The following is a 23904-nucleotide window of genomic DNA, read 5'->3' as shown; positions in this document are numbered from 1 at the left end:
AATTATGGTTTATTAGTATTGTGTACCGTCTGTAACAGTGGGATTGCTTTCCACTTCAGTGTAATCCTCGATAGTAGCGCCATCAAAGACGATGGGATACAGTGCTTTCTTAGTGCTCACTTCAGGATCTACAGGATTAATCTCCTCATCGGGATTAGTATCACCAGTTGAGTTCTTGGTAATCTTGAACGAATAGGTATATTTCACGTTGGGCTGCCATACAGTGATAAACTTGTCAGAGGCATCCTTGTAGGGAACGTGTACGGTAGCATTGTGAACGGTGATTACCTCCTGGTTGTCCTCAGCAATGATGCGGTAAGACACGTGGAAGGTCAGACCAGTCTCACTTGTAGTAGGCTGGGCTACTGCATAGTAGATGGTGGGAGAATAGCTATACTCCTGAGTACCAGTAGTTACAACCTCCTTAATCACCTTATGACCATTGTAATTAGCCAGATTTGCAGGAGCGTCAGCTGAAGTAGTCTTACCTTCAGTAGGAATCTGGAACATCAAGTTGGTCTTAGCTGTTGTGCTACCAGTCCATGATGGAGTGTAAGTGGCATTTGCATTTGCATCGAATGTAACGGTAGCTCCCTGTGTAGTGTTATACTCAGCCAATTCATAGCTGGTACCATTAATCTTAGCAGGTGTTACCTGAATACCCTTTGTCAAATCACCAGTAGCAGAAGAAGCCATCTTGCCATTATCTTCGCCCAGGTCAATCAACTCAACCCTATAGCCAGGAATATCCTCATAGAAGCGGATAAAGAGCTGAGCACCCATGTGCTTGAAAGGAACCACAACGTCCTCGCGATCAGCATTTGTTGCCTGTACACCAGCATACATAAACTCAGAGAGTGAGCGGTCGAATGCTGCATAAGCAGAATTTAGGGTCTCGTCATAGCCATCACGGATGGTGTTGGCAGCGAAAGTCATCTCACCAGTAGTGTGATTGAAGGTAACCTTCTTGTCATCTCCAGCGTTCTTCACGTAAGGAGCATAGCAATAGAAGTTGGTGTTAGCATAAGCCAAGTCCCAGTAACGAAGATACTGATTGGCATTGTTTGACATGTAGTCAGTTGCCGTTGCAGCATAGCCATAAGCAGGACTTGTGTACTCTGCTGTACCCAATCCTTCATAGAACCAAGGAGAGGTGTGGTCGATAAGTGTTCCAGCGGTGCCAGCCCATGTGGTGGCGCCGTTGTGATCATAACCCTTCTTGTTGGTTTCATCTGAGTAACCTACCAGATAGTTGTTCATCACTTCGGCATCAGCAAGGCTGTTCTTTCCGTTGACTTTCCATGCCCATGCACCGAAGTTAAAGTGGTTTACAGTCTCAAGATTCGTAGCGCGCGTAATATTCTGTTTCTCTACGCTAAAGCCAATGGGGGCCTTGTCAGACTTACTTGCGGCCGACTCATTGACCAGTTCATCACTACTACAGCTGCCCAACACTGTTGCAACAGCTACTGCTAACAAATAATTTGTTTTCATAATGGGTTGATATAAAAAATGATTGATTTTTCTCTCTTCTTATTGGGTTATGGTCTCCTTTCCGCGACTATAGTTCTATATCCCAGAACACGTCCTCGTAGTCTTCAACAGTAGGCACAAACAAACTGCCTGTCCCGTTTTCGGAATCCGATGGCGGCTCCAGCTGCGAACAGTCCAAAAAAACTGTGAGTACACCTCCGTGAGCCTGTCGCTGACACTGGTCGGTAACGTCTATAGAGTAGGTCTTCACCCCATCATTACTGAATATGAGGTCGAAGAACAGATAATTGTGCAGTGCTGATCGTGATCCCTGATAGATACTACCCTGACGTGTGTATGCCTCCATATCGCAGAGACCGAAAGTGGTTAGTTTTCCACCAATAATATCACAGGGCATTCCTTTTGCCACCATATCACGTTTCAGTCGGGTGTTGAAATAAATCACTGTGGGCTGATTATTGGTATGTCCGGTATTCACGTTCGTTCCACTGGCCATGGCTGATATGGCGGCATTTCCGTTGATACCCTTAATACGGCCGTCATTGTTGAGCAACACAATCTGTACCAGATAGATATACACCAATGGGCGCAACTCGGTTTCTATCTTTTTGATATAAAGGTGCTCCACAGGGTCGTACTGATAATCGCTCAAATCATGCGAGATATAAATATCCTCCGGATAAGCGGCGTAGAAAATCTCCGGCTGGTTTCTAAGACCGATAATTGAGGTAGTATCTTCTGTTTCCTTCGAACCTACGAGTCGGCTTACCGAACGCGACATGCCACGTGTTCCTGTTGTAGTTGCGGTCACTGAGTCCAGTTTCTCATTGATTACCAGCACCTGAGTACCGTCCTTTGAATCTACATCACTCCAAATCTGAATATCATAGTAACCGAAGGAGAAGAAACGGCGGAAACTGGTGCTGCGGATAGAGAAAGCATCTACCATGGTGTGAGGTGCCGAAGGATCATCACCGGTATAGTATCTTCTTACCTGATAACTGCGCGGATGACTGTAGCCAATACGTCCCCAAATAGAGTCGTCTTTCTCGTCCCAACCATAATACCAGTCGGTAGCCCAGTCAGCGGTAACATCCCATACCACACTCAGTTCTGTCTCAACGGCAGGAATCTCAATTTCCATTTCCTGACCGGCCAGATGCAAGGGAGGTTCTATGCACGACTCCATCTGAATAGAAAGACAGGCCACGATGACTATATATATAATATGGTGTAAACGATTCATCGCTCACCTCCTTTCTGCTGCTGAGCATTCACAGGCTTTTTCTTTCTGTAAACGATATCGTAGGTGATATGAATACCTGCATTGGTAGGGCCAAGCCATGTAAACTGGTGATTACGTTCCTTGAAATCACTAGTATTACCGTAATAATCATAATAGTAAAGACCGTCTTCCGACCCTGAAAGCGGATTACCATACACATAAGGATCGTAACGGGTGTAGAACAAGCCCAGACTGGCACTTAACTCCAATCGAAGGCTACCCTTACTATTCAGTGCACAGGTATATCCTACACTGAGGCCACCTCCACCGCCTTCGCCTTCCCAGCCCTTCGACTTACTGAAACCGATACCGTATTTGGTTCCTTCGGCATACAGACCCAGATATGGTCCGATGAACGAACCGCCACCCTTGAAATAACGACGAACTTCCAATTGCGCATCACGCAACTGGAAGAACTTATTATCGCTCCAATGACGATGGTTGGTAAAGGTAAAGCCTGCATTCAAGGTGTAATGGCCTCGCAACGGATAATACTCCAATTGAATATTTCCGCCATAAGCAAAACCAAACTGCGGTACATAAAGCAGGTCGTGAACAAGATTTGTTCGTGCGGCAATCAGATGCCGGCGTTCATATTGTGTAACTACTGGTGTAACAGACACAGAGTCGGGAACCCCTACAATTACGACTGAGTCAACAGGCTCTGGAGTAACTGCCTGTGGAACAGAGAATGTGTACCATAGGACCACCCTTGCCTGACGGAGTGCCGGGTAATACTCCTGCAGGAGTCGCTGCCACAACCGTCCCTGATCCAACGCCATCAACCTTTTCTTGCAACAGGCCTCATCACCATTGCACGACAGCCAAACCTCGTTCACTCTGTCATAGTCAGGATCATTAGCCTCTTTCATTCTCTTCACCAACAGACCGTAGTCCTCAGTGATACTCTTGGCTTCAACAGGCTGTTGACTATCCATTGTCTGCCCTGATTCAGTAATCAGGAAATCAATCAGCCGCTTTGTTCGTTCACGACTCAATCGAACGTTATTGTCGTACGGGCCTTCTGGCGAAGCAGCACCTTTCACATACACCTGGCGGAGTTTCAGATTCTGATTTTTCAGCCAAGGAACGAATTTTTCTTTATACAAAGGAATGAAAGGATCGTCAGACAGTAACTCCGTACGGTTCACTTTAAAGCGTATTCCTTTTGCCGAAGCATCAAAAAGAGAATCGGAAATTTCAAAAGATGAGATAGAATCTTCAGTAACAAAAACAAACGGGAACTCTTCTAACTGATGATAATATTTTCCATCAGGCATCTGAGCATTTAACTGCACAAACACCATCATCAGCAAGAAAAAAAGGATTGCACGTCTGGTTAAGATCATTGTACCCGTAAGTCTGTTGATTAAGTTTAGTGGGTACAAAGGTATATTTTTTACACTAAATGGCCAAACCGAAGTTCAGCCATTTAGTATTTGTTAAACGAAATTCAACTATTTTTTTCTACACAACCACTTGTCCGTCAAACAAATTAACGATTCTTTGTGCATATCCGGCATCGCGTTCCGAGTGGGTTACCATCACAATGGTTGTCCCTTCCTGGTTCAGTTGGGTAAGCAGCTGCATCACCTCCAGTCCGTTCTTAGAGTCAAGGTTTCCAGTGGGCTCGTCGGCTAGAATCAGCTTGGGGTTCATCACCACCGCACGGGCAATGGCCACACGCTGCTGCTGACCTCCCGAAAGCTGCTGGGGGAAGTGGTGGGCACGATGCGAAATCGCCATGCGGCGCAGCACCTCCTCTACCCTCGCCTTACGCTCTTTCTTGGGCACGCCCAGATAGGTCAAAGGCAACTCCACATTCTCCTCCACATTCAATTCATCAATCAGGTTGAAACTCTGGAACACAAAGCCTATCTGCCCCTTACGCACTTTGGTGCGCTGGCTTTCCTTCAGTTGTCCCACTTCCTGACCATCCAACTGGTAGGTGCCACTGGTAGGATTGTCGAGCAATCCTAAGATATTGAGCAGCGTTGACTTACCACAGCCCGAGGGACCCATGATGGCCACGAACTCACCTTTCTTCACTTCGAGCGATACACCGCCCAATGCAACGGTCTCCACCTCTTCAGTACGGAACACCTTCTGAATGTTTTCAAGTTTAATCATAAGCAAGGGACCCACCCCCAGCCCCTCCCTGAATGGAGGGGAGTGAATAGTTATGCTGGTAGGCTTATAGGGTCATTCTTTTATTGTTTATATTATTGTTCTGTTTAGCAAGCTGACCATTCCCCCGCCCTCTAGGGAGGGGCAAGGGGAGGGTCTTTTATTCATTCTTTAGATAATCAACAGGATTGCTGCTGGCCACGCGATAGCAGCCCAGGCTAACCACCGAGAGGATAACCACCACTACTGCCAAGGCACAGAGGCTAAAGAGTACCGGCGACAGCTCAGTCTTCTCACTGAACTGCTCCAGCCACAGGCGCGATACATGCCAGCCTCCGACAACACCGACAACCACTGCAGGCAGTGCAAGGCGCAGTACATCGCGGATAAACAGCTGCAGCACATCAATGATAGTGGCGCCGTTCACTTTTCGGATAGCGATCTCTTTCTGTCTGCGGACCATCTCACCTGTCAAGTAGCCAATCAGTCCGATCAGCGCAATGACCAGTGCCACAAAGCCGCCAATCATCACAGTACTACGGAAACGATGGGCATCGGTATAAAGGGAGGTAATCATCTGGTTATAAGGCACGATTTCTATGTCGGGATTATCAGTCACAATCTCCCTGAGTTTCTTATTAGCAGCCTCAAGTCCGTTCATCGAGCGGAAACGTATAGTGAAATGGTGCATCTGATTAGGATGACGACTATAGAAGCACACACTAGGGCGCGTGTCTTGATCAGAAATGCTACCCACACGAACATTCTCAAACACACCCACAATGGTGTGAGGACCATCGAACGAGGTGCAGATAATCTGCTTGCCGACGGCCTGATCCCAGCCTGCCAATTGCTTCATCTTCTCTTCGAACTTTCGACTCACCATCACCTCGCGCAGCGTGTCGGTTTGCTCTGTAAAGGTGCGACCAGCAATGACTGGAATGCGCATCACATCGAAGAAGTGATCACCCACATAGTACCAATCAGAGATATTCATATACTCACGGTCGTCACCTGGCAGGTAAATATTGTCACCACTCTGATATTGGGTCAGATTAACATACGACATCGTGATACTTTCCACCGACGACAGCTTGCTCAACTCATCATAAGCCAGCTGGCGCTGCTCTTTCGAAACACCGTCTATATCGACCATTCCTAAATTGGTATAATCATAGCCAGGATTATCGTTCACCATCAGTTTATACTGTCGGCCTACCACCATCAGAAGTACGATGAGGAAGGTGGCCGATGCGAACTGCAAGCCCAGCAGCAAGAGTTTCCACAAGCGATGCGTGTGGCTGTAGTTCTTGAAGGCAGCCGTCACAGGGATATGGGTGTAGATCCAACCAGGTACCAACCCTGTAACTACCAGCACCATCAGGCAAGTGAACGAAATCATGAGCACATTGTTATCCAGCTGTAATAATACCAGGAGTGGAGCACCAACCAACTCTTCGATGGTGTCTTTAAACGCCACCAGCAGCAAAACAGCAAATGCCAGCGCCAGCAACAGATGACCAAGACTTTCAGCAATCACCTTCAGATAGATATGGCGGTCCTCAGCACCATAGCACTTATGCACAGCCATCTCGCGAGCCCGGCGGCTTACACCGCCAATCACCAACAGCAGGTAGTTCATCACAGCACAGCCTATAAGCACAGCTGCCAGAATAGAGAGAATCCACGTCATGCGGCGAGTGGCATCATCATTCGTATGATGCTCGCTCAAAGGACCAACAGAGAAACCAATATCTACGCCAGCCTTCTTCAGCTCTTCCTGAGGCAGGTTTTCCTTTTTCATCTTCTCTATCTGAGGTTTCAGGTCGTCAGGAGTAATATCTTCAGCCAAGCGTACGTACCCGAAATAGCGGTCGTTGCCCAACCAGTTCTCACGTCCGTCCCATGTTATCTGAGTAATGGTAGGCATAGACACCATCACCTGTATGCCATGTAAACGGGAGTTTAAAGGAATATCCTCATACACCCCTCCAACAGTAAATGCCAAACCGCCACGTTTATTATAGAACACTTGTTTGCCCACTATTTCGAGGGGATTGGTGCTACCTGCCAGTTTTTCTGCCAGTGAGAAGGGAATCATGCAGCTATTCTCCTTGCTGAGTATTATCCTGGCATTGCCTGCCAGCACACGGAAAGGAAACACATCGAAGAAGCAGCTATCCACGAGGAAGAAGTTAGTACGCACACGCTTATCATCGTCTGTCACGATGGGCATATCCCAGGCGAAAGACGTATAGCGTGTGGCCGCCTCCACCTGCGGGCAATAGCGTTTAAAGGCTGGTGCCACAGCACCTGGTGTCTGTGAGTAATGCTGGTATTCGCCATCGCGAATCACGTCTTCGTAAACGATAAAGATGCGGTCGCTCGATGGGAAGAAGCTATCCCACGACTGTTCGAAACCAGCCTTGCCTATTAATACAATACCCGTGGCCAGACCAACAGCCAGACAAAGAATCTTGATCCAGTTGTGCTGGCCACGGTTGTTTAATGTCTTAGTAATATTCATCATGATTAATTTGGTCTATTTCACAACAAACAGCATGGGCATGTCTGTTACAATTGTCTCACTGACCAGTTCGAAGCGTGCCATAGGCTGGTTGCGATGATAGTGACTCACATAGTTGACGCTATCGTCTGACATCAGTGTGTATATCATCTTGTCCACTGGCTGGTCAAAACAATTGTTGGCATGGTTGTACCGACTGTATTCTGTGCTGTAAGTGCCATTATCCAGCTGATAGTCATAGCGAGCGGTGCAGATCCATTTGTTCTGTCCCTCTATCCAGCGATAGATAACCTTACTGCTCATGATGCCGTCGGCAGTATAGCTATACTCATATTTGGCATGCGGTGTCAGTGTCATATTGCCCTTTCTATTATTCTTTTTGTAGATATACATGGTGGTGATTTCCTTTCCTGCCCATTCTGCATTGTAGGCAAAATCGCCATCAGTCTTATTAGTAACATCCTCATAAACGTTGTTCACTGTTTCAGAGGTGAGAACTTGTGCCTTTACGCTCATGGCGGCTACACACATCAGAATTGAAATAAATACCTTTTTCATAATCGAACAATTTTAAAGAATTATTGTTTTGACAATGCAAATTTACTCTTTTACTGATGTGTCTCCAAGCTTTTTGCACCTCCCTAAGGCGGTATGTCTAAATATTATACAGTTTTGCGTATGATTTATTTACACTTCATCATTTGTCATTCAGTCTTTAAACTATTTATCGGATTCTCAGAAGCAGCGCGCCAGCTCTGGATGATGACGGTGAGCATGGAAATGATGAAGCAGATAAACCCAGCTACAGCGAAGATCCAGGGACTGAGCGCGATGCGATAACTGAAGTTCGAGAGCCAGTCGCGCATGATGTACCACGAGATGGGCACAGCGATGACAAACGATATAAGTAGAGGTATTGAGAACGTGCGCAGCATCAGCAACAGCACCTCGCGCGAGGTAGAGCCCATCACCTTACGGATGGCTATCTCCTTCTGTCGCTGACGGATAAAGAAGAGCGACATGCCGATATACCCCAACACAGAAATAATGATGGCTATAACGGTGAAGAGCGAGACAATCTTCAGCGTGTTCTGCTGATCTTCGAAAGTCTCGGCAATATTATCTTCGATACAAGAGACATACCATTGCAATTCTTCCTCAGGTACATTCATTTCTTTCAGCATCTGTCTGAAGGCTGTCAGAGCATGCTTGTCACCATTTATGCCTTGCAAGCGACCAGAGGTCGATCGGGTCTTGACGAGGAAGTTGCACCGTTCTATATGCTCCTGTATTCGGATAGCAAAAGGTTTATAAGGTTCCAACACATTGATATGGTGAAAGTCTTTGATAATGCCGTTGATGGGTTTTGTCTCTCCCTTGCCCCAAATCATCTCACGCTTGTCATCATCAAATTCAAAACAGCGCATAGCCTCTTCATTCAGATAATAGCCATCATTTGTCAGACCATTGTCTTTGAGTATTTCCAGACCATAGAGTTTGAGCGCCGTCGAGTCCATATCGGTCAGATAGAGGGAAACCATCTTTTCACTATTATTAATGGTGCGCATACTGCTACTGTAGGTGGAGAAAGTAGTGCCGCTATACTCGCCAATAGCCTCAACAAACGGCATTTTCTCCAACTGGTTTCTCACCGTCTGGCTCTTTCCCTCTGGCGCATTGACATAGTAAAGATTCTCTGCATTGAACCCTAATGGCGCATTGATAAGGTGGTGCAACTGTAGCCAGATGACAAGGGCCGAGGTGAGCATCGACATGGTCACCACATTTTGCACAATGATAAACAGTCGGCTGAACACCATCTTGGAATGATAGCGAAAGTTACCTTTTACGATGTCGATGGGTTGGAAACGGGCTATCTGCAACGAAGGCATGATGCCCGAGATAATACCCACCAACAGGATAAAGCCAAGACTGACGCAGATGGTGCTCCAGCGAATATCATTCACAATATCTATCTTTCCCCTGAACAGTTCGGCAGCATCAGGCTGAAAGCAGATGGCCAGACACAATCCGATGGCGAAACAGACTAACACCATGAGTGTTGACTCCACGACGAGTTTCAGCGAAATCTCCATCTGACTGCTACCGAAAAGTCGCCGCGTAGCCATTTCCTTGGCACGGAAGCCTGTATTGGCAACAGTCAGGCTGACATAATTGCTGATAGCAAAGAACAGGATAGCCAGCACGGCAGCCAGCAGAATACGAAGCCTTGTCTTGTCGCCTTTTTGCATACCCCAACCGTTGTTCTGCGGTGCAAACATGATGTCGGTGAGGGGTGTCACTGCAAATCGATGCTCACCCATGCGACTCCACAGCATATAGTTGTCCGTCAGGTATTTTTCTATCGTTTCTATCTTACTGTCAAGTGATGTGCCGGGGTGCAGCATCAGGAAAGCCTTACAGGCGCCAGTAGGCCCATAGGCAAAGGCATCGTTGGTGAGCGTATAACCCATCACCGCTCCGAAACGCTTCATACTGGCAATGAGTTGTGTCTCGTTGGGGAACACCGTGTGGTCAAAGTCGCGGGCAATACCGCTGACGGTATAGACCAGCGTCGAGTCGTAAGGATCCTCGTTGTTCATGCGTACATGGCGTTCGCCCACAATCTGCAGTTGTTCACCGATGGGGTTCTTATCGCCAAACAACTCACGGGCCAGTCGCTCGGTAATCACACACTTTTCGGGTGCATCGAGCACGGTCTGAGGGTCGCCCTGCACCAATGGAAAACTGAAGAACTGGAAGAATGTCGAATCAGCCAGCATGATAATGCCGTTGTCACCCTCCTTGCCTTTCGTTTCGCGCTCACCATATTTAATACATCCCTGCTGACTCATCACGCAGCACGTCTGTTCCACTTCAGGACACATCGCCTTCATTTCCTCTGCTGCCTGCGGCCACATAAAGAAATCTTCTTCACTGCCCGTGATGTAGATACGGTCAGCATTCTCATGCCACGAGTCAATACTATACTGGCGCCAGGTGTAATCGCCCAACAGGATGACAAACATCAGCGACACTACAAGCCCTACCACATTGATTAATGTGTAGAGTTTGTTGCGCGACAGAAATCGGAAATAGCTTTTCATAAGGTATTCGCTTTAGCTTTTCTGCAAAAAGGTTATTCAGTTTTAATGCTGTTAACGGGATTCTCCGAAGCTGTGCGCCAGCTCTGGATGATGACGGTAGTCATGATGATCAGCCCTATCATGAGCAATACAATGGGGAAGAGCCACCAATAGACAGGGGTACGCTCAGCAAAATTCTTTAACCACTCATTTCCGAGATACCAGGCCAGAGGGGCTGCAACAACAAAACCGATGAGCAGAAGTCGGGCATAATGGATGCAGAACATCCGGATAATCTCTTGTGTTGATGCCCCCATCACCTTGCGAATACCGATTTCCTTGCGACGATACTCTGTTTCAAACATCGTAAGACAGAACACGCCTATCAGGGTGATGACAAGACAGATAAATGCGAACCACTCCACCTGACTAATGAAACGGAACTCTTCCTGATACAGTTGTTCGAGTTGCTGGTCAAGGAATTTTGCCTCGACTTGCTTTCCATCTCCCATTTGTGTCAGCAGTTTAATGATTTGCTTGCGCATAGACACCTTATCTACTCCTGCTGCTACACGAATATTGACAATACCCAACTGATCGCCCCAGTTTTTAAACTGTTCGCCGAAAATGATAAAGGCAAGCGGTTCCTGGGCACGATCCTTACGCGTGGAGAAGAAACGGATATCCTCACACACGCCAATTACCGGAAAATCATCTGCCAACAGATTCTTGTTGATTTCCACCCAAGGCCACTGGCGGCGTGCTGCTTCGTTGATGATGTAGCAGTCGCCGTCATGTTCGTTGAAGTCGCGGCCTTCTACCACTTTGATGCCCATAGTGCGCAAATAGTGGTAATCTACTGGCATACAGGTGAAAGTGATGTGATGGTCGTTGTCACCACGTCCCCATCCCATATATTTATCCTGTGCACCCAGCACAAAACGTGAATAGCTCACATCGACCACACCGCCCAACTGCAGCAACTCTGAACGGATGGATGTTTTCTTGTTCCACAGTTCTTGGGTAAGCCCAGCATAGAGCACCTCGTCTTTATCGAATCCATAGTCGCTATTGTAGATATAACGGCTTTGCATCAGCAGAATACAGATATAGGTCACCATCAGCAGTGCAATGCCCAACTGAAGGGTTACAAGGGCCGAACGCAACTTCTTTCCTTTGGGCGTCAGTCCGAACGAGGCTTTGAGGGCTAATGCCGGCTGGAAGGATGTGGCGAAGAAAGCCGGATAGGCTCCTGCCGCCACACCCACCAGTACGGCCAACAACAAGAGAGAGATAATAATGTACGGATGATCGCTTAGGGCCAGCGAGCCCAACAGCAATTCAGCCGCCTGTGTTTTTATGGCACAACAAATGATAAATGCAAATACACACGCCAGGAGTGACGTCACCACACTCTCGGCAATAATCTTCAGACGCAGAATAGCAATACTCTCACCTAGCACACGGCGCGTATTGATGCTCTTAATGCGCATCGGACTCTCGGCCAGTGTAAAGTTCAGGAAGTTCACAATGGCAATGATTAGCACCAGCACACAACTCAGTTCCAAAATGAGAAGCATGGAAGGATTGCCTTTATCGTCGCTCGCAACGCCTGAGAAATAGACTTCACGTATGGGATTCAATCGGAAGCTGTATCTTTCAAACTGACTGTCGAACTGCTTGCGCATTTCTGTTTCCTGATCGGCACTCGCTTCACCAGCAGCGAGAATTCCACCCCATTGCTGTTTCCACAACATTTCTTTTATCAGTTGGGGAAAATCCTTCATAAAAGTATCAGCATCTATACCTGGGGATAATTTTACAAAGGCAATATAGCTCCACTCGCTAAATTCTTCCAGACTTTCTGAACTGCAGAAATACACAAAGTTCTTCATGGAGCAGTTGACGGGAAAATCGGCATAGACACCACGGATGGTTGTCGAGTCGGTTTTCATGAACAGCGATTCACCGGCCACATCTACGCGCCCGAAGAGTTTCATGGCCAGCGAGGCTGGAATAATAGCGCTATGATCATCATAGGAATCCCAACTGAGTTTTCCATCCAGACAATGGGCACCAATAGCACCAAAGGGCGTAAGATTGACAGGTTTACAAGAATGCTTTACCGCATCTTCGCCTACAATAAACTCCAGTTCCTGATCCCAACCGAACAGTTCCGAGATACTCTCTACCTGCGGCAGACTGGCCACCGAGGTATAGAAAGGACGGCAGCAGTTATCGCCCCAAGGATAATCAACCCCCATTTTTGTTTCTACGCGGAACACACGTTCGGCATCGGGAATGGTAGAATTATAGGAACGGCTGTAATCTATCTGTGTCATCAACAGGTAGAACACAGTAAAGGCTATGGTCAGTCCGAAAATGTTCAATGCTGTGGCTGCCTTAAAGCGTCGCGCCATGTACCAGAATGTCTTCATCTCCATTTTTATTCTTATTCTATTGATTCGTAATACTCTATTTATTGCAAACTTATTCTTTTCATGCTGATTAGAATTATAGCTATAATTATCGGAATTATAGCTAAAATTTTGGAAATTATAGCTATAATTTAAAATAGCAGTTATTCTATTGTCTTCTAATTTGCATTGTTTATCGCCCTAATTTAATAATAATACTTCATTATCTTTAAAAGCCTCATATCCGCTGGTGATAACGCTTTCACCGGGCTCCAGTCCTTCCAGCACCTCATAGTACTGTGGGTTCTGGCGTCCTATGCGGATACTGCGTCGATAGGCTTTCTTACCGTTCTTGTCGAGCACAAAAATCCATTGTCCGCCGGTGGTCTGGAAGAAGGTGCCACGAGGAACGAGTATTGCCTGTTCGGACTGGCCCAGTTCAAGGTCGATATAGTAGGTCTGGCCGCTGCGTATCTGCTGAGGACGTTCTTCCTTGAACACGAAATCGCAACGGAAACGTCCCTGACGCACTTCGGGATAAACCTTTCTCACTCTTAACTGATATTTCTTGTCGCCTCGTTGGAAGGTGGCCGTCAGTCCTGGTTTTACGCGGTCAATATAATGCTCGTCGATCTGTGCCTCTACTTTATAGTCTGACAGGTCGTTCAGCTGTCCTATCATCTGCCCGGGCGTGATACTCTGTCCCAGCTCTACATTGAGCAGTCCCAGTTCGCCGTCGATGGCCGAACGCACCTCCAGTTTCTCCTTACGCTGGCGAACGAGTACCACGTTCTTGCGCATATTGTCAAGGTTGTCCTCCATCTGATCCATCTGCACCGATCGGTAGATAGAGTCCTGCTGCAGGCGTTTGCTCACCAGTGAGCGTTTCTTGGCCGAAAGCTGATAGTCCTCCTGCGACTGCAGATAGATTTCTCGACTGATAAGCCCCTGATTGTAGAGTGCCTGATCCTGCTCGAACAGGCGCTTCTTGCGCTGCGTGTCCATATCCAGATTGGCCTGTTCGGTCTGGTTGTTCAAACGGTCCTGCTGCATGGCTACCTGAGTGTTGCGCAACAGGTTCTGCTTCTCGGCCAGTTCGGCTTCAGCATTCAATATCTGGAGGTCGAGGCTGGCATTCTTCAAACGGATAATGACATCGCCCTTTTTCACCGTTGCGCCCTCTTCAACAACTTTTTCTACCACAATACCACCTTCCTCGGGCGACACCTGAACCACCTGGATAGGTATCACCTGACCGTTGGTGCGCACATAGTCCTTGAACTCTGCATGACTCACTTTGCTGACGGTCAGTTCATCGCGGTTCACCTTCAAGGTAGAGGAATGGTCGGCAAAGAGCATCCACCACGCCAAGAGCAATACGAAGAAGCCGGCACCCACATAGGGGCCATGCTTTTTCAGTTGGAAGCCATGTTTCTTTTCTATGATTCTGTCCATAATGATTCAAGTTTTGTACTGCAAAAGTAGGGCTTTCTTTCGTTCAACACAAGCTTTCAACACTCATGAGAGGCAGATTGTCTAATTTTTAGACACCCCGTTGTATGATATTTTGACGCTTTTTTGTAATTTTGCCGCATGAACCGATATGGAACCATTCTTATTGTCGATGATAACGCCTCTATTCTGACAGCAATGCGTTATCTTTTGTCTGACACTTTCGAGCGTGTGCTGACCCTCGACAAACCTGACGACATTCTGAAAACAATGGCGCAGGAACAGATTGACATCGTATTACTCGACATGAACTTTACCCTTGGCGTGAACAGCGGACAGGACGGTTTGCTCTGGCTGCGAACCATCCAGAAACAGCATCCGCAAACGCCCGTAGTATTGCTCACAGCCTATGCCGATGTTTCATTGGCCGTGAAAGGACTGAAAAACGGCGCTGCCGATTTCATCACCAAACCGTGGGACAACGACGAACTGGTGCGCAAACTGAAGGATGTGCTCGACAAACAGCAGGACATTGTGAGTCTTGACGAGGTGGAGAAAGAGCATATCCGTCGCACCATCGACCATTGTCACGGCAATCTTACTCAAGCAGCCGAGCTACTGGGCATCACACGACAGACGCTGTACAACAAGATGAAGCGGCTGTAGGAATTGAGAGGTGAGAACTGAGAACTGAGAGGTGAGAGGTATGATTAGTCTGTATATTATAGTTGGGGTAGTGATTGTTGTGTTGGTGGGAGCCATTGTGCGTCATCAACGCAAGCTCAAGTTGCGCGCCCATCTGATGCAGGAAGCCATACGCAACCGGGACTTTACGTTCCGACTGCCCACCAACAATCTCCTTCCCGGTGAAAGGGCCATGCAACAGACACTGAACCAACTGGGCAATATCATACGTCAGCAAGTGAACCAGAACGAGGTGGAATCATGGGAACGGCTCACCCGTGTGCTCACCCACGAAATCATGAACGCTACTGCTCCCATTACCAGTATCAGTCAGTCGCTGCTCGGTCGCAACGATGTGAAAGGCACTGCCCTTGAAGAGGGTATCAAGGCCATCAACGACACCTCAAAACATTTAAGCGAATTCATTTCCAACTACCGGAAAATGTCGGAACTGGAAAAGCCCAAACTGACAACCGTTGACCTTCGTGATTTGCTCGACAATGTGAGCCACACCTATCCTGAACTATCTTGGAGTATTGATATTTCAGACATCCCCAACGTATCTGCCGACAAAGGCATGCTTCGACAGGTGCTGATCAATCTGACAAAGAATGCCATGGAAGCGAATGCCAAAGCCATCACGATTGAGATGATTGACAATAAAGAATCTTCGGCCAGCGACAAGCTCATTTCACTCTATATCGGCAACGACGGTCTTCCCATCCCTGCCGAAAATCGACAAGCCCTTTTCGTACCATTTTTCACCACCAAGCGTACCGGAAGCGGCATCGGTCTTTCACTCAGCCGCCGCATGATGATTCAGCAAGGAGGCATGCTCGAACTTGCCGAAACACCACGCCAAAACTGCTCTGTAGGGTTCATACTGAGCATTCAGAAAATCTGATTAATCTTACTGGAAAAAGTGGCAATATAACATTATTTTCCCATTAGTTTCAATTCTATTCGGGTATTTTTTATTAATTTTGCAACCTCAAAATAGCAAATATACACATCTAACATTATAAATTACACAAAGCAACTATGGGATTAATTGATCAGATTATTGCGCGTGCTAAGAGCAACAAACAGCGCATCGTGCTCCCCGAAGCAGAAGAGGAGCGCACCCTTTGCGCCGCCGACCGTGTACTGGCCGACGACATTGCCGACCTGATTCTTATCGGCAATCCTGAGAAAGTACATGCACTTGCCAAAGAGAAGGGACTCACCCACATCGACAAGGCTACTCTCATCGACCCGCTGAACTACGAAAAGAGTGAGGAACTGGCTCAGCTGTTGCAGAAACTGCGCGAGAAAAAGGGCATGACTATCGAGAAAGCTCGCGAACTGGTGAAAGACCCTCTCTATCTGGGTTGTATGATTATCAAGACCGAGGGTGCCGACGGTCAGATTTCCGGTGCTCTCTCTACTACTGGCGAGACCCTGCGCCCCGCCCTTCAGATTATCAAATGTGCTCCTGGCATCACCTGCGTGAGCGGTGCTATGCTGATGATTACCGACAAACCCGAGTACGGCGAAAACGGTGTACTGGTAGTGGGCGACGTGGCCGTTACTCCTATGCCTGATGCCAACCAGCTGTCTCAGATTGCTGTTTGCACAGCCCAGACCGCCAAGAGCGTAGCCGGTTTTGAGGATCCCCGCGTGGCTATGCTGAGCTTCTCAACAAAGGGTTCTGCTTCTCATGAGGTTGTTGACAAGGTGGTAGAAGCAACCAAACTGGCTAAGGAACTCGATCCCAGCTTGAAGATTGACGGTGAACTGCAGGCTGACGCAGCCCTTGTTCCTGCTGTTGGTTCAAAGAAGGCTCCTGGCAGCGACATCGCCGGTAAGGCCAACGTATTGGTATTCCCTTGTCTGGAAGTGGGCAACATCGCCTATAAGCTGGTGCAGCGTCTGGCTGGTGCTACTGCTATCGGCCCCATCCTTCAGGGTATCGCCCGTCCTGTAAACGACCTGAGCCGCGGTTGCTCGGTAGAGGACATCTACTACCTCGTAGCCATCACCGCCTGTCAGGCAATGGACGCTAAGAAGTAGGACCCACCCCCAACCCCTCCCTGTATGGAGGGGAGTGGATACAATTAGAATAATCATTTAAAGAATGCCCCTATAACTCCTATTGATAAATACTTCTCCCCATACAGGGGGAGGTTGGGAGGGGGTCGATAATTATGAAGATATTAGTATTAAATTGCGGTTCTTCGTCTATCAAGTACGCACTGTACAACATGGACGACAAGAGTGTGATGACCAGTGGTGGTGCTGAACGTGTAGGCCTTGACAATGCTTTCGTTAAGGTGAAACTGGCTAACGGCGAGAAAAAACAGATTATGCACGACATTCCTGAGCATACCGAGGGTGTGAAGTTCATTTTCTCACTGCTCACCGATCCCGAGATTGGCGTTATCAAAGACTTGAAGGAGATTGATGCTGTAGGTCACCGCATGGTGCATGGCGGCGAGAAGTTCAACAAGAGCGTGGTGCTGACCGACGAGGTACTGAAGGCATTCGAAGAGTGCTCTGACCTGGCTCCACTGCACAACCCCGCTAACCTGAAGGGTGTGAACGCTGTGAAGGAACTGATGCCCGGTCTGCCCCAGGTAGGTGTGTTCGATACTGCTTTCCATCAGACCATGCCTGCCAAGGCTTATATGTATGCCATTCCCTACGAGCTGTACGAGAAGTACGGTGTTCGTCGCTACGGTTTCCACGGAACCAGTCATCGTTATGTTTCAGCACGTGCCTGCGAATTCCTCGGCATTAAGGCTGAGGGTACCAAGATGATTACCTGTCACATTGGTAACGGCGGTTCTGTAGCTGCTGTACTGGACGGTAAGTGCATCGACACCTCTATGGGTCTTACTCCACTGGAGGGCCTTGTGATGGGTACTCGCTCTGGCGATATCGACGGTGGTGCCGTTACTTTCCTGGAGAAGAAGCTGGGTCTGGATGCCGATGGTATGAGCAACCTGTTGAACAAGAAGAGCGGTGTGGCTGGTATCACTGGCGGTTCGAGCGATATGCGCGATGTTGAGAATGCAGCCAAGGCCGGCGAGCCTCGTGCCGTACTGGCTCAGGAGATGTATTTCTATCGCATTAAGAAATACATCGGTGCCTATGCAGCCGCTATGGGTGGTGTCGATGTGATTGTGTTCACTGCCGGTGTAGGCGAGAACCAGATTGGCATGCGCTCAGAGGTATGCAAGGGTCTGGAGTTCCTCGGTGTGAAGTTCGACGATGCAAAGAACAATGTTCGTGGCGAAGAGGCCATCATCTCTGCTGACGACTCTAAGGTGAAGGTTGTTGTTATACCCACCGACGAAGAGCTGATGATTGCCACCGATACAATGAACCTCCTGTAATATTTAGGAGTTTAGGAGTTTAGAAGAACTAGTGAAAACTAGGAAAACTAGTAAGACTAGTGAAACTAGTAATCTAGACTCTTAAACTCCTTTTTTAAGTACCCTCTCCAAGAACATTTGATGGAACCTTAAATCATCATCAAGTTCCGGATGGAAAGCCGTAGCCAACTGATTACCTTGTAGGGCGGCTACGATATGTCCATCAACAGTGGCGATAGGCTGACAATCGGCAGAGAGCACCTCTTCTATATAGGGTGCACGGATAAACGTCATTGGAATATCATCGCCCAATCCCTCTACCCTATCTACTGTATGGAAACTGCCCAACTGACGGCCGTAGGCATTGCGGCGCACCCGGATGTCCATTGTGGCCAGATGACTCTCTGACAGCAGAATCATGCCGGCACAGGTACCGAAGACAGGCAGTCCGTCGATAATTGCTTGCCGGATGGGTTCCAAAAGTCCCAACTGACGGAGCAAGCGCATCTGCACCGTACTCTCACCGCCAGGGAGAATCAAAGAAACGGACCCTTCCCCAGCCCTCCCCTGTGAGGGGAGGGAGTAGTATGACAGCCAATCACTTAGCTGACGGATTTCGACTGTCTCTACTCCGAGTTTCTGCAATGCCTGCTCATGCTCAATAAATGCCCCTTGTAGGGCCAATACAGCAACTTTCATTTTACACCTCTCAATTCTCACCTCTCAATTCTCACCTCTCACCTCTCAACTCTCAGTTCTCAACTCTCAGTTCTCAACTCTCAGTTCTCACCTCTCACTTTCCTCGTTCGGCCATCAGGAGTTCTATCTCATGCTCGTTGATTCCTACCATCGCCTCGCCTAAGTCTTCTGACAGTTCAGCCAGGAGTTTGGCATCCTTATAGTTAGTCACAGCCTGAACAATAGCAGCGGCACGCTTGGCGGGATTGCCACTCTTGAAGATACCACTACCCACAAACACCCCTTCTGCACCCAGTTGCATCATCAGGGCAGCATCGGCAGGCGTAGCCACACCACCGGCAGCAAAGTTCACCACAGGAAGTTTACCGTTTTCATGAACGAATTTCACCAGTTCGTAAGGGGCCTGCAACTGCTTGGCAGCCTCAAAGAGCTCGTCCTCGCTCATACTAACCAGTCGGCGAATCTCGCTCTGCATCATGCGCATGTGACTCACAGCCTGTACCACGTCGCCAGTACCTGGCTCACCCTTGGTACGAATCATTGTGGCACCCTCGGCAATACGGCGCAGAGCCTCACCCAAGTTCTTGGCACCGCACACGAAAGGCACGTCAAACTTGGTTTTGTCGATATGATAGATATTGTCGGCTGGTGAAAGTACCTCACTCTCGTCAATATAGTCTATTTCGATAGCCTGCAGAATCTGAGCCTCAGCAATGTGACCGATACGGCATTTCGCCATCACGGGAATAGTCACAGCCTCCTGAATACCGCGAATCATCTTCGGATCGCTCATACGACTTACACCACCTGCTGCACGAATATCAGCAGGAATACGTTCCAATGCCATCACAGCACAGGCACCAGCCTCTTCGGCTATACGGGCCTGTTCGGGAGTTGTCACATCCATGATTACGCCACCTTTCAGCATCTGAGCCAACTGGCGATTCAGTTGTTGTCTGTTCTCATGAGAAGCGACAACAGTTTCTTTTACATTAGTCATCCTATATGCTTTAGTTTATAGTTGGAAGGCGAAAAGCCTTTTTGATTCTTGAAATAACGGGACAGATGGGCCTGTGAGGAGAAGCCTAACAAACGGGCAATTTCCTTCAGCGGTTTGTCGGTGGTGGTGAGCAGCGTCACTATCTCCGTGGTGATTCGCTCGTCTATAATAGCCTTTGGCGAACGGCCACCAATGCTGCGCGTTACCTGTCCCAGATAACGGGGACTCACATTGAGCTGTTCGGCATAGAAAGCCACATCACTATACCGATGGAAGAAACGCCCCACGGCATCAAGAAACTGATTGTACAGCTCACTGCTGCGACCTGTCATATCGGCATAGCCAACGGGCAACTGCTTCAAACGGGCCCGGGCATGCAACAAGGCATCATCGACGGAGTCGCCCCTGCTCAGGAAAACAGCAACGGCCGACGACAGCTGATTGGCATAACCGTGCCACTGATGGTCGGTAGGATCAAGAACGATGGTACAGAGGGGCATCAACAGGTTGCGAATGGCTTCGTAGGTCTCTGCCGACACCAGCAGGTCACCCTTGCTGGAATGCAGCACAGGCGCATAGACCACCTGTTCAGGATGATACTGGCGCAGCACATCTACGATGGCCTGGGCCACATCGATTCTTCTCACCAGTCCTATCTTCACCACTTTTGGCTGCAGGTCGTTGACGATGGCCTCTATCTGCTGGCGCACCACACTGGCAGGCAGATCGTAGAACTCCTGAATACCCAGCGTATTCTGAACCGTGATAGAAGTGACGACTGAAGCCGCCACTCCACCTAATTCCACAATGAAACGGATATCGGCCTGAATGCCCGATCCACCCGTTCCATCCGAGCCGGTAATTGTCAGTATAGTATTTGTGATGTCCATAATTTTTTGCAAAGGAAAGAAAAAACGAGCAAAATGCCAAGTTTTGTTCTTCTATTGATAAAGAAAAGTGCAGTTTATGCAAACCCGTCTTTCAACTATTGCGGCCTCATCATCATCATACTAAAATAAATTTTGGCCAAAATTCAAAAAATAATGGCCAAAATTACGAGAATTCTGGCCAAAATTTGAAAACGGTTATAATGGATGATAAACTAAAATGGATTAAAGAGGATACTCTTCAAATGCATACAGCACGGTAGAAAGATAGCGTTCGCCGGTATCGGGCAGTAACACTACAATCTTCTTGCCCTTGTTCTCCGGACGCTTGGCCACCTCGGCAGCAGCAAAAGCGGCAGCACCTGCTGAGATACCAACGAGCAGACCTTCCTGCTGAGCCAGTTCGCGACCGGTACGGATGGCATCGTCGTTCTCTACATCGAACACCTCGTCGATAACGTTGGCATCGTAGGTCTTGGGCACAAAACCGGCACCGATACCCTGAATCTTGTGAGGACCGCTCTGACCACCATTCAGCACGGGGCTTGACTTCGGCTCTACAGCGATAATCTTCACATTAGGATTCTGTTCCTTCAAATACTTACCTGTGCCTGAGATGGTTCCGCCAGTACCCACACCACCAATGAAGATATCTACCTGACCATCGGTGTCGCGCCAAATCTCTGGGCCTGTTGTGGCATAATGCTTGGCGGGGTTGGCACCATTCTCAAACTGCTGCAGGATTACAGAACCGGGGATACTGTCGCGCAATTCCTCTGCAGCACGGATAGCACCGGGCATTCCGTCTTTTCCAGGAGTGAGGCGAACCTCAGCGCCATAGGCTTTCACCAAGTTGCGACGCTCAACACTCATGGTCTCGGGCATGGTGAGAATCAGGTGATAACCCTTCACGGCCGATACCAATGCCAGTCCTACGCCTGTGTTTCCGCTGGTGGGCTCGATGATGGTAGCACCGGGCTTTAGAATACCTTTCTTCTCTGCATCCTCAATCATAGCAAGTGCTATACGATCCTTTACGCTGCCACCAGGATTGAAGAATTCTACCTTAGCAATAACGGGGGTGTTCAGTCCCTTTGCCTTTGAATACTTGTTGAGCTCTAAGAGTGGAGTGTTGCCGACGAGCTCGGTCAGCTGTTTTGCAATTTTTGCCATAGTCTATAAAGTTTTTTACTGTTTTATTCTGGAAGCAAAATTACATATATTTTTCGAAAGCAAACACAGGAACAGGCTTTTTCTGAGAAAAATACCATATTCCTGTGATACTACAATCGCACAAATCTGTTATTTACTACGGTCAAAAGAGATTAAGGGTCAGATTTGGTTGAGTGCCTGCTGCAAGTCTTCGATGATGTCGTCGATATGCTCGGTACCGATGCTCAGACGAATAGTTGCAGGAGTGATGTGCTGTTCTGCCAGTTCTTCGGGCGAGAGCTGTGAGTGAGTGGTGGTATAGGGATGGATCACCAGACTCTTCACATCGGCCACGTTGGCCAACAGCGAGAAGATCTGAAGTGCATCGATGAACTTCCAGGCCTCTTCCTGTCCGCCCTTCACTTCGAAGGTGAAGATTGAACCGCCACCATTGGGATAGTACTTCTTGTAGAGAGCATGGTCAGGATGACTCTCCAGTGAAGGATGATGAACGGCAGCCACCTTCGGATGTTTAGCCAGGAAGTCAACCACCTTCAGCGCATTCTCCACATGACGCTCCACACGCAGACTCAAGGTCTCGACACCCTGCAGCAGGATGAAGGCGTTGAAGGGTGAGATGGCAGCACCGGTGTCACGCAGAATCACGGCACGGATACGAGTCACGTAGGCAGCTGCGCCCACAGCATCGGCAAAGACAATACCATGATAAGAGGGATCGGGCTTGCCCAGTGTGGGGAACTTGTCGGCATTGGCCTTCCAGTCAAACTTACCGCCATCAACGATCACACCGCCCAGAGAGGTTCCGTGACCGCCAAGGAATTTCGTAGCCGAGTGAACCACGATGTCGGCTCCGTGCTCCAACGGACGAATCAGGTAGGGAGTGCCGAAGGTGTTGTCAACAATGAAGGGGATGTTGTGACGATGGGCCACCTCGGCTACGCCTTCGATGTTCAATACATCACTGTTGGGATTGCCGAAAGTCTCGGCATATATAACTTTTGTGTTGGGTTGGATCGCTGCTTCCAGAGCATCTAGGTCGTTAATATTAATAATGGTGTTGGTGATGCCCTGGGTAGCCAGTGTGTGTGTTATCAGGTTGTAGCTGCCACCGTAGAGATTGTCGGCTGCCACGATATGGTCGCCATTCTGGGCAATATTCTGCAATGCATAGGTGATAGCAGCCGCACCGCTGGCCACTGCCAGACCGGCTACGCCACCTTCGAGAGCAGCCACACGATCCTCGAACACGCCCTGGGTAGAGTTGGTCAGACGACCGTAGATATTACCTGCATCGCGCAGACCAAAACGGTCGGCAGCATGCTGAGAATTACGGAACACGTAGGAAGTAGTTTGATAAATGGGCACTGCACGTGCGTCGGTTGCGGGGTCGGCCTGTTCCTGACCTACATGAAGTTGAAGAGTCTCAAAACGATAATTTTTCTGTGCCATAATTGTATTCCTTTCTTTATTTTTGCTCCCTACGTTAGAGGGATGGGGGTCTGAACAAGCGTACCAGACAATTATTACTCAATTTCTAAAGGCCTGCGCCTGTTCAGACCTCTGTCGTTCCTATGCTTAAGGAACTTTTGACGGTGCAAAGTTAAGGACTTTAGAATTATCTACCAAATTTCTTGTTGTATTCAGAAAATATCACTAACTTTGCACTCATCAAAGAACAATTCTCTTTTCAGAGCATTTTTTATACCCTCTAACAGAA

The 23904-nt window shown here is 48.3% G+C and carries 18 protein-coding genes; 4 read left to right on the top strand and 14 right to left on the bottom strand.

Annotated elements, in window-relative coordinates; translation table 11 throughout:
• Window positions 1-12: 12 nt before the first annotated feature.
• From L6475_RS01765 to L6475_RS01725, 9 genes are all read right to left on the bottom strand, one after another.
• Complete coding sequence (locus tag L6475_RS01765; protein WP_237821923.1) at window positions 13-1494, bottom strand: fimbrillin family protein; 1482 nt, start codon at window positions 1492-1494, stop codon at window positions 13-15.
• Between the two features lie 67 nt (window positions 1495-1561).
• Window positions 1562-2740: a hypothetical protein gene (locus L6475_RS01760; protein ID WP_237821921.1), complete on the bottom strand. Its 1179-nt coding sequence runs from the start codon at window positions 2738-2740 to the stop codon at window positions 1562-1564.
• Window positions 2737-4128: a DUF3575 domain-containing protein gene (locus L6475_RS01755; protein WP_237821919.1), complete on the bottom strand. Its 1392-nt coding sequence runs from the start codon at window positions 4126-4128 to the stop codon at window positions 2737-2739. The genes L6475_RS01760 and L6475_RS01755 overlap by 4 nt, the downstream gene beginning before the upstream one ends.
• 118 nt (window positions 4129-4246) lie before the next feature.
• Window positions 4247-4909: an ABC transporter ATP-binding protein gene (locus L6475_RS01750; protein ID WP_237821917.1), complete on the bottom strand. Its 663-nt coding sequence runs from the start codon at window positions 4907-4909 to the stop codon at window positions 4247-4249.
• A gap of 157 nt (window positions 4910-5066) precedes the next feature.
• On the bottom strand, window positions 5067-7436 hold the full coding sequence (locus L6475_RS01745; protein WP_237821915.1) for an ABC transporter permease: 2370 nt from the start codon (window positions 7434-7436) through the stop codon (window positions 5067-5069).
• Between the two features lie 12 nt (window positions 7437-7448).
• On the bottom strand, window positions 7449-7991 hold the full coding sequence (locus L6475_RS01740; protein ID WP_237821914.1) for a DUF3836 domain-containing protein: 543 nt from the start codon (window positions 7989-7991) through the stop codon (window positions 7449-7451).
• 146 nt (window positions 7992-8137) lie between these two features.
• Window positions 8138-10540 (bottom strand): ABC transporter permease, encoded by a 2403-nt coding sequence (locus L6475_RS01735; RefSeq protein ID WP_237821912.1) that lies wholly within the window; start codon window positions 10538-10540, stop codon window positions 8138-8140.
• 32 nt (window positions 10541-10572) lie between these two features.
• A complete protein-coding gene (locus L6475_RS01730; RefSeq protein ID WP_237821910.1) occupies window positions 10573-12963 on the bottom strand; it encodes an FtsX-like permease family protein in 2391 nt (796 codons plus the stop codon).
• A gap of 174 nt (window positions 12964-13137) precedes the next feature.
• The gene (locus L6475_RS01725) at window positions 13138-14391 is read right to left on the bottom strand and encodes an efflux RND transporter periplasmic adaptor subunit (RefSeq protein ID WP_237821908.1); all 1254 of its coding nucleotides are present in this window, start codon (window positions 14389-14391) and stop codon (window positions 13138-13140) included.
• Between the two features lie 138 nt (window positions 14392-14529).
• Here L6475_RS01725 and L6475_RS01720 point away from each other — a divergent pair, with 138 nt between their 5' ends.
• From L6475_RS01720 to L6475_RS01705, 4 genes are all read left to right on the top strand, one after another.
• Window positions 14530-15054, top strand: a complete 525-nt coding sequence (locus tag L6475_RS01720; RefSeq protein WP_237821906.1) for a response regulator — start codon at window positions 14530-14532, stop codon at window positions 15052-15054.
• 40 nt (window positions 15055-15094) lie between these two features.
• Window positions 15095-15976, top strand: a complete 882-nt coding sequence (locus L6475_RS01715; RefSeq protein WP_237821904.1) for a PAS domain-containing sensor histidine kinase — start codon at window positions 15095-15097, stop codon at window positions 15974-15976.
• Between the two features lie 137 nt (window positions 15977-16113).
• Window positions 16114-17124 carry a phosphate acetyltransferase gene (gene pta, locus L6475_RS01710; RefSeq protein ID WP_237821902.1) on the top strand — a complete coding sequence of 337 codons (1011 nt, stop codon included), beginning with the start codon at window positions 16114-16116 and terminating at the stop codon, window positions 17122-17124.
• Window positions 17125-17258: 134 nt separating this feature from the next.
• Window positions 17259-18449 (top strand): acetate kinase, encoded by a 1191-nt coding sequence (locus tag L6475_RS01705; protein ID WP_237821900.1) that lies wholly within the window; start codon window positions 17259-17261, stop codon window positions 18447-18449.
• Window positions 18450-18530: 81 nt separating this feature from the next.
• Here the strand turns inward: L6475_RS01705 and pdxT are convergent, their stop codons facing one another.
• The 5 genes from pdxT to L6475_RS01680 form a co-directional block, all read right to left on the bottom strand.
• Window positions 18531-19127, bottom strand: coding sequence for a pyridoxal 5'-phosphate synthase glutaminase subunit PdxT (gene pdxT / locus L6475_RS01700; protein ID WP_237821898.1), 597 nt, complete (start codon window positions 19125-19127; stop codon window positions 18531-18533).
• A 94-nt stretch (window positions 19128-19221) separates the two neighbouring features.
• Window positions 19222-20127, bottom strand: coding sequence for a pyridoxal 5'-phosphate synthase lyase subunit PdxS (gene pdxS / locus L6475_RS01695; RefSeq protein WP_237821896.1), 906 nt, complete (start codon window positions 20125-20127; stop codon window positions 19222-19224).
• Window positions 20124-21017 carry a bifunctional hydroxymethylpyrimidine kinase/phosphomethylpyrimidine kinase gene (locus L6475_RS01690; RefSeq protein ID WP_237821894.1) on the bottom strand — a complete coding sequence of 298 codons (894 nt, stop codon included), beginning with the start codon at window positions 21015-21017 and terminating at the stop codon, window positions 20124-20126. The genes pdxS and L6475_RS01690 overlap by 4 nt, the downstream gene beginning before the upstream one ends.
• Before the next feature lie 222 nt (window positions 21018-21239).
• Window positions 21240-22187, bottom strand: a complete 948-nt coding sequence (gene cysK / locus L6475_RS01685; RefSeq protein WP_237821892.1) for a cysteine synthase A — start codon at window positions 22185-22187, stop codon at window positions 21240-21242.
• Between the two features lie 159 nt (window positions 22188-22346).
• Window positions 22347-23636 carry an O-acetylhomoserine aminocarboxypropyltransferase/cysteine synthase family protein gene (locus tag L6475_RS01680; RefSeq protein ID WP_237821890.1) on the bottom strand — a complete coding sequence of 430 codons (1290 nt, stop codon included), beginning with the start codon at window positions 23634-23636 and terminating at the stop codon, window positions 22347-22349.
• Window positions 23637-23904 lie beyond the last annotated feature (268 nt).

The organism is Prevotella sp. E9-3 (assembly GCF_022024015.1).
Classification (GTDB): Bacteria; Bacteroidota; Bacteroidia; order Bacteroidales; family Bacteroidaceae; genus Prevotella.
This window is presented reverse-complemented; position numbering and strand designations above follow the sequence as displayed.

Excerpts from the sequence above, each read along its gene's own strand:
- pdxS (WP_237821896.1), bottom strand. The coding sequence starts at position 20,127 with ATGACTAATGTAAAAGAAACTGTTGTCGCTTCTCATGAGAACAGACAA.
- L6475_RS01725 (WP_237821908.1), bottom strand. The coding sequence starts at position 14,391 with ATGGACAGAATCATAGAAAAGAAACATGGCTTCCAACTGAAAAAGCAT.
- L6475_RS01750 (WP_237821917.1), bottom strand. The coding sequence starts at position 4,909 with ATGATTAAACTTGAAAACATTCAGAAGGTGTTCCGTACTGAAGAGGTG.
- L6475_RS01730 (WP_237821910.1), bottom strand. The coding sequence starts at position 12,963 with ATGGAGATGAAGACATTCTGGTACATGGCGCGACGCTTTAAGGCAGCC.
- cysK (WP_237821892.1), bottom strand. The coding sequence starts at position 22,187 with ATGGCAAAAATTGCAAAACAGCTGACCGAGCTCGTCGGCAACACTCCA.
- L6475_RS01705 (WP_237821900.1), top strand. The coding sequence starts at position 17,259 with ATGAAGATATTAGTATTAAATTGCGGTTCTTCGTCTATCAAGTACGCA.
- L6475_RS01740 (WP_237821914.1), bottom strand. The coding sequence starts at position 7,991 with ATGAAAAAGGTATTTATTTCAATTCTGATGTGTGTAGCCGCCATGAGC.
- L6475_RS01715 (WP_237821904.1), top strand. The coding sequence starts at position 15,095 with ATGATTAGTCTGTATATTATAGTTGGGGTAGTGATTGTTGTGTTGGTG.
- pta (WP_237821902.1), top strand. The coding sequence starts at position 16,114 with ATGGGATTAATTGATCAGATTATTGCGCGTGCTAAGAGCAACAAACAG.
- L6475_RS01755 (WP_237821919.1), bottom strand. The coding sequence starts at position 4,128 with ATGATCTTAACCAGACGTGCAATCCTTTTTTTCTTGCTGATGATGGTG.
- L6475_RS01690 (WP_237821894.1), bottom strand. The coding sequence starts at position 21,017 with ATGGACATCACAAATACTATACTGACAATTACCGGCTCGGATGGAACG.
- L6475_RS01735 (WP_237821912.1), bottom strand. The coding sequence starts at position 10,540 with ATGAAAAGCTATTTCCGATTTCTGTCGCGCAACAAACTCTACACATTA.
- L6475_RS01765 (WP_237821923.1), bottom strand. The coding sequence starts at position 1,494 with ATGAAAACAAATTATTTGTTAGCAGTAGCTGTTGCAACAGTGTTGGGC.
- L6475_RS01680 (WP_237821890.1), bottom strand. The coding sequence starts at position 23,636 with ATGGCACAGAAAAATTATCGTTTTGAGACTCTTCAACTTCATGTAGGT.
- L6475_RS01745 (WP_237821915.1), bottom strand. The coding sequence starts at position 7,436 with ATGATGAATATTACTAAGACATTAAACAACCGTGGCCAGCACAACTGG.
- L6475_RS01720 (WP_237821906.1), top strand. The coding sequence starts at position 14,530 with ATGAACCGATATGGAACCATTCTTATTGTCGATGATAACGCCTCTATT.
- L6475_RS01760 (WP_237821921.1), bottom strand. The coding sequence starts at position 2,740 with ATGAATCGTTTACACCATATTATATATATAGTCATCGTGGCCTGTCTT.
- pdxT (WP_237821898.1), bottom strand. The coding sequence starts at position 19,127 with ATGAAAGTTGCTGTATTGGCCCTACAAGGGGCATTTATTGAGCATGAG.